A 12,538-nucleotide genomic window follows, 5' to 3' on the forward strand; every position below is an offset into this window, starting at 1 on the left:
GCGCCACGGTCACCGGGTGCGGGCCAGCGTGGCGGCTGCCTCCAAAAGAAGCGCGTGGACGAAGGCCTGGGGCAGGTTGCCGCGCAGCTGGCGCTGGGCGACGTCGAACTCCTCGGCGTACAGGCCGGGCGGTCCGCAGGCGCCGCGGTTGCGTTCGAACCAACGCACCGCCTCGGCTTGGTTGCCCTGCTGGTGGTGGGCGAGGGCGACGAGGAATCCGCACAGCAGGAACGCGCCCTCGGCGTCTTCCAGGGGGCGGCGGTCGTGGCGGAAGCGGTAGCAGTAGTGGTCCTGGGCGAGGTCGGAGAGGACGGCATCCAGGGTGGCGCGGCTGCGCGGGTCGTCGGCGGGCAGGGCGCCGCGCACGGCGGGCAACAGCAGCGACGCGTCCACCCCCGGATCGGTGGGCGAGCGCTGCCAGCGGCCGCTGGGGTGCAGGCAGTCGGCGCCGGTGTCGGCGATGAGACGGTCGGCGAGCGCCTCCCAGCGGGCCGCGAGGCCCCGGCCCTGTGCGGGGTGGGCGGTGGCGATGGCGCGCAGCCCGGCCGCGCAGGTCAACCGGCTGTGCGCCCACCGGTCCGGATGGAGTTCCCAGATCCCGGCGTCTTCATCGCCATGGCGGATGGTGATCGCGTCGGCGGCGATCCGGGCGGCGCGCCACCCGTCGGCATCCAGCAGGTCGTGGCGGGCGGCCCCGGCGAGCAGGAGCAGGCTCTCGCCGAACACGTCGAGCTGGAACTGGCGGTTGACTCGATTGCCGACCACGTCGAAGCCGCCCGGGTAACCGGGAAGGTCCAGCCTCCGCGGGTCGGGAACCGGGCCGCCCGTGGTGGTGTAGGCGGGGGCGAGGTCGGGGCCGTGGTCGAGGAGGCGGGCGGCGACGAACCGCAGCGAGTCCGCAAGCAGCGGGCGCAGGCCGTTCGCGGCGGCGGCCTGGCCGATGTAGGCCTGATCGCGGATCCACACGTACCGGTAGTCGTAGTTGCGGCCCTGCTCCGCCCGCTCCGGCAGGCTGGTGGTGGCCGCGGCGACCGTCCCGCCGTCAAGGCCGGTCAGCCCCGTGAGGACCGCGTAGGCGTGCCGGGCGTCCCGCTGCCCCAGCACGCCGTGCAGGCCGGGGACGCGCGCGGCCCACTCGGCCTCGGTGGACCGCCACAGCGCTCCGGCCGGCTCGGGGTCCTGCAGCCGCCGGTCGGAGACCTCCAGCACCAGGTCGCGAGACCTGCCGGCCTCCACACGCACACCGCTGCGCAACAGCGAGCCGTCGGCCCGGGCGTCAGGGCAGCCCCGCAGGCGCACGTGCAGATCGCCGGCCCGCGCCGTCCAGTAACCGGCCTCGTCTCGCCTGATCCCCCGCAGCGGGTGCGCGCCGAAGCCCGCGGCGAGGTTCAGCTGCACGTCGAGGTCGGCGTCACCGTCGACGGCCATGATCCTGCGCAGCACCACCGCCCGGTGCGCGTCCCCGGGGTACGCGAGGGCCTCGCGGCACTCGACGATGCCGCCGGTGGTAGTCCACCGGCGGCGCCAGATCAGGCTGCCCGGTTCGTAGTAGCCCCCCCACACGTACGACTGAGTGGGGGCGACGGTGAACCAGCCGTCACCGCCGATCAGGGCGGCGAAGACGGCGTCGCTGTCCCAGCCGGGTGCGCACATCCACGCGATGTCGCCCCGCGGCCCCACCAAGGCTCCACGCTGGCCGTCGGCGAGCAGCACGTAGTCGCGCAGGACATGGGGAGCGGGCGGGCCTGCGGTGGGGGCGGTCAACGGCTCATCTCCCTCGAAGGCGACGGATGGTCGGTGGCAGGCGTGGAAGCGGTCCCGGGTGGGCACACGCTCGGTGCTCAAGGAGGTGACGGAGATGGCCGGGATCAGGGTGGTCAAGCGTCCCGCCCCGCAGCGCCCGAGGCCTCCGCTCGACCTGCGGACCCCCTCGGGCCGTCCGTTGCCGTACTGAGCGAGCCCGCTCCAGGGCACGCCGGTCCGCTTCAGCCCGGGGCACGGAATCGCTCGGCAACCTTGCCGCGCAGGATCAGCCCGAGGCCGGGCCGGCCTTCCCGTCCCGGGCGCAGGATGCCTCCGTCGGGGCTGAGGGCGCCGTCGAACAGCAGGTTTTCGATGCGGACGTGGTCGTGGAACCATTCCAGGTGGCGCAGGTTCGGCGCCGCGGCGGCGGCATGGGCGTGGACGTGCGGGGCGCAGTGCCCCGACAGCTGGAGATTGTGGGCCTGAGCGAGGGCGGCGGCACGCAGCCACACGGTGATGCCGCCGCAGCGGGTGGCATCGGCCTGCAGGCAGTCCACGACCGGGGCCATGCGGGCGAAGTAGGGCAGGTCGTAGCCGTACTCGCCGGCCGCGACGTCGGCAGCGACCGCGTCGCGGACGAGGGCGAGACCGGCCAGGTCGTCGGAGGAGACGGGCTCCTCGAACCAGCTCACCCCCCACCCGGCGAGCGAGCGTGCGAGACGGACGGCCTGTTTACGGGTGTAGGCGCCGTTGGCGTCCACGTAGAGATCGGCGTCGTCGCCGATCAGCTGTCGGGCCTGCTCGGTACGCTCCAGGTCCCGCCGTTCCTGGGCGCCCCACCCCTCACCGATCTTGATCTTGAAGCGGGTGAAGCCCTGCCCTGCCCAGCCCCGCAGCTGCTCGGCCAGCCGGCGGTGGTCGTAGGTGGTGAAACCGCCGCTGCCGTAGACGGGCACCTCGCGCTGGGCGGCGCCGAGCAGGTCGACCAGTGGCATGTCGAGGAGGCGGGCCTTGAGGTCCCACAGGGCGATGTCGACGGCGGAGATGGCACCGGCGACCAGGCCGGGGCGGCCGGTGTTGCGTACGGCGCGGCTCATCGCCTCGTTGGCGGCCGGGATGTCGAAGGCCGGACGGCCGACGACGAGGTCGCGCAGCTGACCGGTGATCACCTGGGCGGTGGCGGGAGCGCCGTAGGTCCAGCCCAGGCCGAGGGTGTCCCCACTGCGGGCGTGGACCAGGACCATGGTGGTCGATTCCCAGGTGAGTGTGCCGTCGGCCTCCGGGGCGTCGGTGGGGAATTCGAGGACCTGCGCGCGCAGATCCTCGACGGTCGCGGTGGCATCGGTGGTCATGACGCGTCGTCAGCTGCGTGTTGGGCCGCCGTGCGGGCGAACTGCAGGAAGTCGGCCGCCGCCAGGGTGGCGAGTGCGGCGGTGGCGAGTCTGGTGGCGCGCGGCGCGAAGATCGACCCGGCGGTGCAGGCGGTGGTGACCCACAGGCCGGTGCAGAACGGGCAGGTCAGCAGCTCGCCGACCGCTTTGCGGGCGCCGGTGCCGCGCACGTCCTCCGCCAGTTCGGCCGGCCCGGTGGTGCCTTCGAAACGGGTGAACGGTGCGCGCAGCGGGCTGGTGACCGGATCCTTGGCGATCAGGCGGGACAGCTGGTGCGTGGCCAGCGCGGTGAGCGTGACGTCCCACGGGGTCGGATCCGGTAGTGCACGGCCGGTGGCCCGGGCGGCAGCGACAACGCCGGCGGTGGCGGTGGCGTAGAGGCCCATGAGACCGGCGTAGGAGGCGAGGGGGCGGTCGTCATCGCCGCTGTAGGCGCGGGCCTCGCGGTGCAGCCGCTCGTGCAGGGATCTCATCGTGTCGCCTTCCGGGTGTGGCGGCGGTGGCGGGCCGCGAGCACTCCTCCCGCGGCCAGGCCGACCGCGGCGCCGACGACCCCTGCGCTCAGCAGGCGGGCTGCTGCGGGATGAGGCTGCGGCCGGGGGACCGTCTGCTCGGGGTGGCCGTCGGGCAGCTCTCCGTCCAGGGCCAGGGCGAGGGCTTCGGCCAGATGCAGGGCCTGCCGTCCGGTGTCGGCCTGGTCGATCTGGGTGCGGCAGCTGAAGCCGTCGGCCAGGACGAAGGCGTCGGGGGCGGTGTCGCGCACTGCGGGCAGGACGCCCTGTTCGGCGATGGCCTGCGAGAGGTCGTAGTGTCCCTGTTCGAAGCCGAAGTTCCCGGCCAGGCCGCAGCAACCCTCGTCGAGGACGTTCGCGGCGATGCCGGCGCGGCGCATCAGTTCGCGGTCGGCACCGGTGCCGAGGACGGCGTGCTGGTGGCAGTGCGTTTGCACGGTCGCCGCCCGGCCGGCTTGCGGGCGACGCCAGCCGTCCGGGGCGTGGTGGACGAGGTGTTCGGCGAAGGTGCGCATCTGCGTGGCCAGGCGCCGGATGTCCTGGTCGCCGGCGAGCAGGTCGGGGGCGTCGTCGCGGAAGATCGCGGTGCAGGAGGGCTCGAGGCCGATGATCGGTGTTCCGGCCTCCAGCCACGGTCGCAGGATCCGGGCGGTCCGCTGCAGGACGCGGCGGGCGGTGACGAGCTGGCCGGTGGAGATCCAGGTCAGGCCGCAGCACACCGGCCCGTCAGGGACGGCGACCTGGAAGCCGGCGTCCTTGAGGACCCGGACGGCCGCCTGGGCGATGTGCGGGTGGAAGTTGTTGGTGAAGGTGTCCGGCCACAGCAACACGGTGTGCGGATCGTGCGGATCCGGCTGCGGCCTGCCCGAACGGCGCCAGTCCTGCTGGAACGACCGGTCGGCGAACAGCGGTGCGGTGCGGCGCGGGTCGACGCCGGCGAGCATCTTCCCGACACGCCCCAGGCCGGGGGCCTGGAGGACGGCATTCGCCAGGCCTGGAGCCGTGCGCGCCAGCCGTGCCCACAGGGGAAGCCAGCCCATCGCGTAGTGAGCGGCCGGGCGCAGCCGGCCCTCGTAGTGGTGGGCGAGGAATTCGGCCTTGTAGGTGGCCATGTCGACGCCGACCGGGCAGTCGGACTTGCAGCCCTTGCAGGCCAGACACAGGTCGAGGGCGTCGCGGACCTCGGTGGAGCGCCACCCGGCGGTGACCGGGGAGTCGTCGTGGCCGCCGAGCATCTCGAACAGCAGCCGGGCCCGGCCGCGGGTGGAGTGTTCCTCCTCCCCGGTGGCGCGGTAGGAGGGACACATCACTCCGCCCCGGTGGGTGCGGCAGTTGCCGATGCCCACACAACGCAGCACCGCCTGGGAGAAGTCGTGCCGGTCGTCGGCGAAGGCGAAGTGCGTCTGCCGGGGTGCGGGGCGCCAGTCGGCGCCCAGGCGCAGATCGGCATCGACGCGGTGGGGGTGGACGACCTTGCCGGGGTTCATCCGGTTGCCTGGGTCGAACAGTGCCTTGACCTCGCCCATCGCCTCGACAAGCTGGGGGGTGAACATGCGGGGCAGCAGTTCGCCGCGGGCCTGCCCGTCGCCGTGCTCGCCCGACAGCGAGCCGCCGTAGGAGGCGACCAGATCGGCCGCGTCGAACAGGAACGCCCTGAACGCCTCGATGCCCTTGCCCTCGCGCAGGGCGAACGGGATGCGGGTGTGCACGCATCCCTGCCCGAAATGCCCATACAGGGAAGCCTGCTGGTAGCCGTAGCGGTCGAAGAGCCGCTCCAGATCGCGCAGGTAGACGCCCAGCTTCTCCGGGGCCACCGCGGAGTCCTCCCAGCCCTCCCACGTCTCGGACCCGTCGGGCGGCCGTGCGGTCACCCCCAGGCCCGCCTCGCGGGCCTTGAGCATCTCGTGCTCGCGCGGGGGATCGTCGGACAGCGCCACCGACGCATCGTCCTCGTCCCGGCCGATCGCCCGCAGCAGTTCGTACGCCTGGGCGTCCGCCTGCTCCTTCGTGTCGCCGGTGAACTGCACCATCAGCCAGCTGTCGCCCGCGGGCAGGCGTTCCAGGGAGTCCAGGTAGGCGTGCTCCTCGCGCATCAGCTGCGCCATGCGCCCATCGATGGCCTCCAGTTGTGCGGGGCTGCTGTGTTCGAGCAGGGTGGGGACGGCGTCGGCGGCGGCGTAGATGTCGTCGAAGCCGAGGACGAGCAGCGCCTCGGCGGCGGGCACGTCGACCAGTTCCAGTTCGGCGTGCAGGACGGTCACCAGGGTGCCTTCGCTGCCCACCAGGGCGCGGGCCAGGTTGAAGCCGTTCTCCGGCAGCAGGGCGTCGAGGTTGTAGCCGGAGACGCGGCGCGGGATCTTCGGGTAGCCGCGGCGGATCTCCGCCATGTGGCGGGCGGTGAGGTCGTGCAGCCCCCGGTACAGGCGTGCCTGCGGCCCGCCGGCGGCCACGATCCGTGCGTGCTCCTCGTCGCTCGTGGGACCGGCCCAGAACCGGGCGCCCTCGTACGTGAGGACCTCCAGGCGGCGGACGTTGTCGGCGGTCTTGCCGTACGCCTGGGCGGAGGCGCCGCAGCTGTTGTTGCCGATCATCCCGCCCAGCGCGCAGTGACTGTGCGTGGAGGGCTTCGGCCCGAACATCAGCCCGTGCGGGGCGAGCCGGCGGTTGAGCTCGTCGAGGACGATGCCGGGTTCGACCACGCAGGTCCGCGCCCGCGGGTCGACCGAGACCAGCCGGTGGCAGTACTTGGTCCAGTCGATGACCACGGCGGTGTTGGTGCACTGCCCGCCGAGGCTGGTGCCCCCGCCGCGCGAGAGCACCGGGGCGGCGAACCGGGAGCACACGGCGACCGCGACGGCTCCGGCCTCCACCGTGCGGGGCACCACGACGCCGAGCGGGACCTGGCGGTAGTTCGAGCCGTCGGTCGCGTACGCGCCGCGGCTGCCCGCGTCGAACCGGACCTCGCCGTCCACCTCCGCGCGCAGCGCGCGCTCCAGTGCGCCGAGGTCCACCTCCTGACCGGCGAGGTCTCCCTTCCCACGGTCGGGCATCGGTCAGCTCCGCCCGCTGCCGGGCAGGAAATCCTGGATCTTGGCTTTCACACCCTGCTGGACCACGGAGGCCCGGTCGCTGTCGCCGTGCAGAACGGCGGAGGCGGCGGCCTTGATCTGGTCCCAGGTGGCGTGGGGCGGGATGGGCGGCACCGCGGGGTCGGTGCGGAAGTCGATGACGAACGGCCGGTCCGCGGCGAGCGCCTGACGCCACGCCGCCTCCACCCGGTCGGGCGTCTCGACCCGGACCCCGTCCAAGCCGAACGTGCGGGCGATGTCGGCATAGCGCACGTCGGGCAGGCTCTGCGAGGGCTCGAACTGCGGTGCGCCCTGCATGGCGCGCATCTCCCAGGTGACCTGGTTCAGGTCGTGGTTGTTCAGCACCGCCACGACCATGCGTGGATCGGCCCACTCCTGGTAGTACTTGGCGGCGGTGATCAGTTCAGCGAGGCCGTTCATCTGCATGGCGCCGTCGCCGACGATCGCGATCGCCGGCCGGTCCGGGTGGGCGAACTTCGCGCCGATCACGTACGGCACCCCCGGCCCCATGGTCGCGAGGGTGCCGGAGAGGGAGCCGCGCATACCGTCGCGGAAGCGCAGGTGGCGGGCGTACCAGTTGGCGGCCGAGCCGGAGTCCGCGGCCACGATCACGTTCTCGGGAAGCAGCGCGTCCAGCGCGTGGACGACGTACTCCGGGTTGACCGGGTCCGCGGTGACCTCGGCCCGGCGCTGCATGACCTCCCACCAGCGCGCCGCGTTGTCCTCCACCGTCTTGCGCCAGCTGCCGTCCGCCTTGCGCTCCAGCAGCGGGATCAGCCGGCGCAGGGCCTCGGCGGCGTCGCCGACGAGGTTGACCTCGAACGGGTAGCGCAGGCCCACCATGGACGGGTCGAGGTCGATCTGCACCGCCCGCGCCTGGTCGAATTCGGGCAGGAACTGGGTGTAGGGGAAGCTGGAGCCCACCACGAGGAGGGTGTCGCAGTCGCGCATCATCTCGTAGGAGGCCCGGGTGCCGAGCAGGCCGATAGAGCCGGTCACGTACGGCAGGGTGTCGGGCAGCGCGTCCTTGCCCAGCAGTGCCTTCGCCACGCCGGCGCCGAGCAGGTCGGCGACCTGCTCGACCTCGGGGCGGGCGTGCCGGGCGCCCTGCCCGATCAGCATCGCCACCTTCTCGCCGGCGTTCAGGATCTCCGCCGCCTTCGCCAGATCCGCGTCGGCCGGTACCGGGGCGTAGTGCGGGATGCCGAGACTGGAGGGAACCTGCTTGAAGGCGTGCGTCGGCGGCTCGTAGTCGAGTTCCTGCACGTCGGCGGGGATGATCACCGCGGTGACCGCGCGGCGTGTCGCGGCGATGCGCATGGCCCGGTCGAGGACGTTGGGCAGCTGGGCGGGGACGGTGACCATCTCGCAGAACTCCGAGGCCACATCCTTGTACAAGGTCATGAGGTCGACTTCCTGCTGGTAGGAGCCGCCCATGGCACTACGGTCGGTCTGCCCGACGATCGCGACCACCGGGACGTGGTCGAGCTTGGCGTCGTACAGGCCATTGAGGAGGTGGATCGCGCCCGGACCGGAGGTAGCGGCGCAGACACCAGTGCGGCCGGAGAACTTGGCGTATCCGACAGCCTGGAAGGCGGCCATCTCCTCGTGCCTCGCTTGGATGAACCGCGGCCGGTCCTCGGCGCGGCCCCAGGCGGCCAGCAGCCCGTTGATGCCGTCGCCAGGGTAGGCGAAGACGTAGTCGACCTCCCAGTCGCGCAGCCGCTCGAGCACGTAGTCGGAAACCTTCATCACGCAACTCCTCCACAGCGCGGTTCTGGCCCTGGGCACCGGGGTGGGGCCCGTGTGCGCGGGTAACCCGTCGGCGCTGGTGTGAAACCCGCCCGGTGCGAAGCGGGGTGGCAGAGGGTCAGGGTTGCCCGGGTCCTGGGGCCGGACGAGGGGCAGCGGGCGGTACCCGCAGACCGCGACCAGCGTGTCACCGGTCCGGACCGCGTGCCTGCGCAGGGCGAGCGCCGGGCCGTCGAACACGGGCTCGGCATGCATGTCGTACACGACCGGCTCCCCTCTGCGGCCCGGCAGTCGGGCCCGGCCACCGCCTCCGGGCGGTGGGGAAAGTCGGCTGCCGTTCATCGAGCATATGCACGCGCGCGGCCGAGGCCCCGGATGGGATCGTCCGACCGGGTGAACGGCCGGCAGCTGCGGAAGCGTTCGATCCCACGCCTTGGGGTGGCCGGCCGGCCCCGGGCAGCGCCACGCCGGAGCGGGCACCCTCGCCACCGCGGCAGGCCCGGTAACCGAGTTTTGAGTGGCCGATTCCGGGCAGCCGCTGGCCATCAGAGCCTCAGGGAGGACCCGATGTCCACAGGGACGCTTATTGCGATTTTCGTTCCCATCGCGGTTGTTCTCATTCTGCTGGCCGTCGCGACGTGGTACCTCATCCGGCACCGCCGGCTCCAGGAGCGCTTCGGACCCGAATACGACCGGACCGTCCAGCGCTCAAAGAGCAGGTTCGCCGCGGAGCGGGAACTGCGTGCCCGCGAGCAGCGCCACGACCACCTGGATATCAAGCCGCTGCCGGACGCGGCGCGGGACCGGTACGCCGAGGACTGGACACGGGTGCAGCGGCAGTTCGTGGACCGGCCGGGCGAGGCGGTGCAGCAGGCCGACCGGCTCGTCACTGTGCTCATGCACGAGCGCGGATACCCAACGGAGGGCTACGAGCAGAAGCTCCGCGACCTGTCCGTGGAGCATGGACGTACTTTGGAGCACTTCCGGGCCGCCCACGCGGTGAACGAGCACGTCCGTGACCACGATGCGACCACCGAGGAACTCCGCGGCGCGATGGTGCACTATCGCGAGCTCTTCGACGACTTGCTCGGTAACGGTCATCGCGGGTCGGCCAGCGGCCGGAGGTGAGACGACGTCCGAACCGCGTAAAGAGACGATGGTCACCAATACCATGAAAGCGAATGAAGCAGATGAAGCACGAGGGCAGCGCCAGGAATGATGAAGAGCCCCTGACCACCGAGGATCTGGCCCGTTCCCCCGAGACGGGGAAGGAACCTGTGGACCAGGACCGGCAGGAGACGGAAACGGCGGAGGAGAGGCCGGTGTACCCGGGCGAGGCGACCGGTGGACTTGCCGGTGTGGGCGCCGAGGAGGAAGCCGGACCGGCGGAGGGGGAGCCCGAGGGCCGGGAAACCGCCGACGCGGGCGGAACCGCTGGGGAACGGGAGAACGCGGAACAGCCGAGCGAGAGCTCGCGGGACGCTGGTGAGGAACCGCTGTTCGCCCCGGAGGACGAGCATGAGTTCAGGTCCCGCTGGCAGGAGATCCAGAGCCAGTTCGTCGACGATCCCCAGAAGGCGGTGCGCTCGGCGGATGCACTGGTCGCCGATTTGATGCAGCGCCTGGCCGCCTCCTTCTCGGACCACAAGCGAGGCCTGGAGCAGCAGTGGAACCGTGGGGGCGAGGTGCAGACCGAGGACCTGCGGCTGGCACTCCAGCAGTATCGCTCCTTCTTCAACCGGCTGCTCAGCAGCTGAGCCACCGGCGGCACCCCGCTGCTGCGCTGACCGACATCGGCCAGCGCAGCAGCGGTTTGCGACTCCTCCCGGCCGCGCTGCCAAGCCCTCTGGGTCACCTCCCTCGGCCGACGGCCACGCAGGAGAGGGCCTGGGCCACGCCGACCGCGTAGCCTCCGCCCCCGCGGTGCGCGGCCATCATCGTCCCCAGGGGAAGGATTTTCGGCCGACTGCCCGTGATCCGCCCCTCATCCCGGAGAGATCCGGCCGCGCCACCCGCCGCTCTCGAGGCCGCGTTCCTCGATGAACCCCTTGAAGCGCTTCAGGTCGCTCTTCACGCGGCGATCGAGCACACCGAGCGCGTCCGCACTCCTTTCCGCGATCCCCTCCGGCTCGAAGTCCATGGCCACCTTGACCCGCGTGTGATCCGCGTCCAGGCGCTGGAACGTCACCACGCCCATCTGCGTGACCTCACCGGACACGGTGCGCCACGCCACCCGCTCGTCGGGCAGCTGGTCGACGATCTCGGTGTCGAACTCGCGCTCCACACCGGCGATGCTCGTCTTCCAGTGGCTGTGGCGGTCGTCGATCTGACGGACCTCCTCCACGCCTTCCATGAACTGCGGGAACTCCTCGAACTGGGTCCACTGGTTGTACGCCGTGTGCAGCGGCACCTCGACGTCGATCGACTGCGTCACCATGCTCATGGGACACCTCCGGGAAACGGGGACCACCGCCTCGGCAGTCCGGTGGAAGCCGGCGAGGCCCGGCCCGAGCACCCCTGACGGGCGCCCGGATGACCCGGGCCGCGCTGCTCGGTGTCAATGCCTTGCGGCATCCTTGATTTTCTCCATCGCCTGCCTGGCGGCGGCCATGCTCTGCTGGGCCTTCCCTTCGGCGGTCATCCGTCGGTCACCGACGGCCTTGCCGACGGTCTCCTTCGCCTTCCCCTTCAGCGCTTCGCTGGCGTTCTCCGCCTTGCGTTTCGTGCCCATGAGCACCGCCCTCCTCGTCCTCGCGCAGCCGTACGGCTTGCAGGTCCCGGCGTGAACGCATCCGTGTCAACCAGTCGGTCTCACAGCCGCTCGTCACCAGCGGTACCAACGGCGGTCGGCCCCGTGCAGAGCAAAGCCCAGGATCCACAGCACCAGTACGGCGAGGGCGACCCACCACAGCACATGGACCGCGAATCCCGCACCCCCAAGCACGAGAGCCAGCAGCAGGACCAGAACCAGGAGCAACATGATCCACAACCTCCTTTCATCACCCACCGCGCCTGCCCCGTACAACGGGGCTTACACCGCCCCGGTCGTACGGCGGGAGGCGGTCAGACCGGGCGCTGGAACGATCTATTGACTCCGTGTAAGTCTCCGTCAGCCATTGGATGCTGGGCCGGCCCTCGAAGAACAGGGACAACTGGTTCAGTGCCTCCCTCCAGTGTGCGGCGACATGGTTGACGTCGCGCGCCCTGAGGGCTGGTCCGTCGGAGCTCGTTGCGCTGTCCGCCGGGTGAGAGGTGTTGATGACCTGGTCAGGCGGGCAAGGGGGGCGAGCCAGCAAGGTCGGTCGCCGCCCGGACGGCGGGTTCGGCGAGCAGGGCGAGCAGGACGTCACCGAGGCCGTCGGGCCGACGGCGGGTCTGAACCGTGAACGGAAAGCTGGGAGAATCCGCCGGTGAACGAGATCTCCCGCCAGACCCTGCTCCGCTGGGGCTTCGCCCTCGAATACGCCACCCTGGGCTGGAACGTGATCGGCATCGTGGTCCTCGCGATCGCCGCGATCAGCGCCCGCTCGGTCGCGCTGGCCGGCTTCGGCCTGGACTCCCTGATCGAGATCGGCGCCTCCACCGTCGTGATCTGGGAGCTTTCCGGCACCGGCGAGGAGCGCCAAAAGCGAGCAATGAGGCTGATCGGCGCCGGCTTCGGACTGCTCGGCCTCTACCTGCTCGCTCAGTCCACGATCGTCCTGATCAGCGGCTTCCACCCACACCACTCCCCGCTCGGCATCACCTGGACCGCCATCACCGCCGCCGTGATGTTCACCCTCGCCTTCGGCAAGGCCCGCACCGGCGCCGCCCTCAACAACCCCGTCCTCAAGACGGAGGGCCGAGTCACCCTGATCGACGGCCTGCTCGCCGCAGCCGTCCTGCTCGGCCTGGTCCTCAACAGCACCCTCGGCTGGTGGTGGGCCGACCCGGTCGCCGGCTACGTGCTGGTCTACTACGCCGCCCGCGAGGTCCACGAGATCTTCTTCGGCGAGCATTGATCGACTTCGATGAGACAGACCGCCGTCAGCCAAACTCCGCTGAGACTGGT

11 protein-coding genes are annotated in these 12,538 nt (G+C 71.4%); 3 read left to right on the forward strand and 8 right to left on the reverse strand.

The annotated features are described in order from the left end of the window. Positions 1–9: 9 nt before the first annotated feature. From ACWCXH_RS08450 to ACWCXH_RS08470, 5 genes are all read right to left on the reverse strand, one after another. Entirely contained in the window at positions 10–1,764 is a 1,755-nt protein-coding gene (locus tag ACWCXH_RS08450; protein WP_449800612.1) for a glycoside hydrolase family 15 protein, read from the reverse strand. A gap of 221 nt (positions 1,765–1,985) precedes the next feature. Further along, a complete protein-coding gene (locus tag ACWCXH_RS08455) occupies positions 1,986–3,095 on the reverse strand; it encodes an enolase C-terminal domain-like protein (protein WP_449800580.1) in 1,110 nt (369 codons plus the stop codon). Further along, a complete protein-coding gene (locus ACWCXH_RS08460; RefSeq protein WP_449800581.1) occupies positions 3,092–3,607 on the reverse strand; it encodes a DUF1360 domain-containing protein in 516 nt (171 codons plus the stop codon). Before ACWCXH_RS08460 ends, ACWCXH_RS08455 begins: the two co-directional genes overlap by 4 nt. After that, positions 3,604–6,696 carry an FAD-binding and (Fe-S)-binding domain-containing protein gene (locus ACWCXH_RS08465; RefSeq protein ID WP_449800582.1) on the reverse strand — a complete coding sequence of 1,031 codons (3,093 nt, stop codon included), beginning with the start codon at positions 6,694–6,696 and terminating at the stop codon, positions 3,604–3,606. The genes ACWCXH_RS08460 and ACWCXH_RS08465 overlap by 4 nt, the downstream gene beginning before the upstream one ends. Before the next feature lie 3 nt (positions 6,697–6,699). After that, the gene (locus ACWCXH_RS08470; RefSeq protein WP_449800583.1) at positions 6,700–8,487 is read right to left on the reverse strand and encodes a thiamine pyrophosphate-requiring protein; all 1,788 of its coding nucleotides are present in this window, start codon (positions 8,485–8,487) and stop codon (positions 6,700–6,702) included. A gap of 567 nt (positions 8,488–9,054) precedes the next feature. Here ACWCXH_RS08470 and ACWCXH_RS08475 point away from each other — a divergent pair. Together ACWCXH_RS08475 and ACWCXH_RS08480 are read left to right on the forward strand one after the other, a co-directional pair. Continuing rightward, positions 9,055–9,615, forward strand: coding sequence for a hypothetical protein (locus tag ACWCXH_RS08475; protein WP_449800584.1), 561 nt, complete (start codon positions 9,055–9,057; stop codon positions 9,613–9,615). Between the two features lie 53 nt (positions 9,616–9,668). Continuing rightward, the gene (locus ACWCXH_RS08480; RefSeq protein ID WP_449800585.1) at positions 9,669–10,244 is read left to right on the forward strand and encodes a hypothetical protein; all 576 of its coding nucleotides are present in this window, start codon (positions 9,669–9,671) and stop codon (positions 10,242–10,244) included. A gap of 227 nt (positions 10,245–10,471) precedes the next feature. Here ACWCXH_RS08480 and ACWCXH_RS08485 read toward each other — a convergent pair whose 3' ends face one another. The 3 genes from ACWCXH_RS08485 to ACWCXH_RS08495 form a co-directional block, all read right to left on the reverse strand. Beyond that, on the reverse strand, positions 10,472–10,930 hold the full coding sequence (locus ACWCXH_RS08485) for an SRPBCC family protein (protein ID WP_449800586.1): 459 nt from the start codon (positions 10,928–10,930) through the stop codon (positions 10,472–10,474). Between the two features lie 114 nt (positions 10,931–11,044). Next, entirely contained in the window at positions 11,045–11,218 is a 174-nt protein-coding gene (locus ACWCXH_RS08490; protein ID WP_449800587.1) for a CsbD family protein, read from the reverse strand. Between the two features lie 93 nt (positions 11,219–11,311). After that, the gene (locus tag ACWCXH_RS08495) at positions 11,312–11,467 is read right to left on the reverse strand and encodes a hydrophobic protein (protein WP_449800588.1); all 156 of its coding nucleotides are present in this window, start codon (positions 11,465–11,467) and stop codon (positions 11,312–11,314) included. Positions 11,468–11,897: 430 nt separating this feature from the next. Here ACWCXH_RS08495 and ACWCXH_RS08500 point away from each other — a divergent pair, with 430 nt between their 5' ends. Then, a complete protein-coding gene (locus ACWCXH_RS08500) occupies positions 11,898–12,488 on the forward strand; it encodes a cation transporter (protein ID WP_449800589.1) in 591 nt (196 codons plus the stop codon). Positions 12,489–12,538 lie beyond the last annotated feature (50 nt).

Source organism: Kitasatospora sp. NPDC001660, from assembly GCF_053596725.1.

What these genes read in the sequence shown, in the direction of transcription:
- ACWCXH_RS08455 (WP_449800580.1), bottom strand. Translation starts at nt 3,095, where the DNA reads ATGACCACCGATGCCACCGCGACCGTCGAGGATCTGCGCGCGCAGGTC.
- ACWCXH_RS08460 (WP_449800581.1), bottom strand. Translation starts at nt 3,607, where the DNA reads ATGAGATCCCTGCACGAGCGGCTGCACCGCGAGGCCCGCGCCTACAGC.
- ACWCXH_RS08465 (WP_449800582.1), bottom strand. Translation starts at nt 6,696, where the DNA reads ATGCCCGACCGTGGGAAGGGAGACCTCGCCGGTCAGGAGGTGGACCTC.
- ACWCXH_RS08470 (WP_449800583.1), bottom strand. Translation starts at nt 8,487, where the DNA reads ATGAAGGTTTCCGACTACGTGCTCGAGCGGCTGCGCGACTGGGAGGTC.
- ACWCXH_RS08475 (WP_449800584.1), top strand. Translation starts at nt 9,055, where the DNA reads ATGTCCACAGGGACGCTTATTGCGATTTTCGTTCCCATCGCGGTTGTT.
- ACWCXH_RS08480 (WP_449800585.1), top strand. Translation starts at nt 9,669, where the DNA reads ATGAAGCAGATGAAGCACGAGGGCAGCGCCAGGAATGATGAAGAGCCC.
- ACWCXH_RS08485 (WP_449800586.1), bottom strand. Translation starts at nt 10,930, where the DNA reads ATGAGCATGGTGACGCAGTCGATCGACGTCGAGGTGCCGCTGCACACG.
- ACWCXH_RS08490 (WP_449800587.1), bottom strand. Translation starts at nt 11,218, where the DNA reads ATGGGCACGAAACGCAAGGCGGAGAACGCCAGCGAAGCGCTGAAGGGG.
- ACWCXH_RS08495 (WP_449800588.1), bottom strand. Translation starts at nt 11,467, where the DNA reads ATGTTGCTCCTGGTTCTGGTCCTGCTGCTGGCTCTCGTGCTTGGGGGT.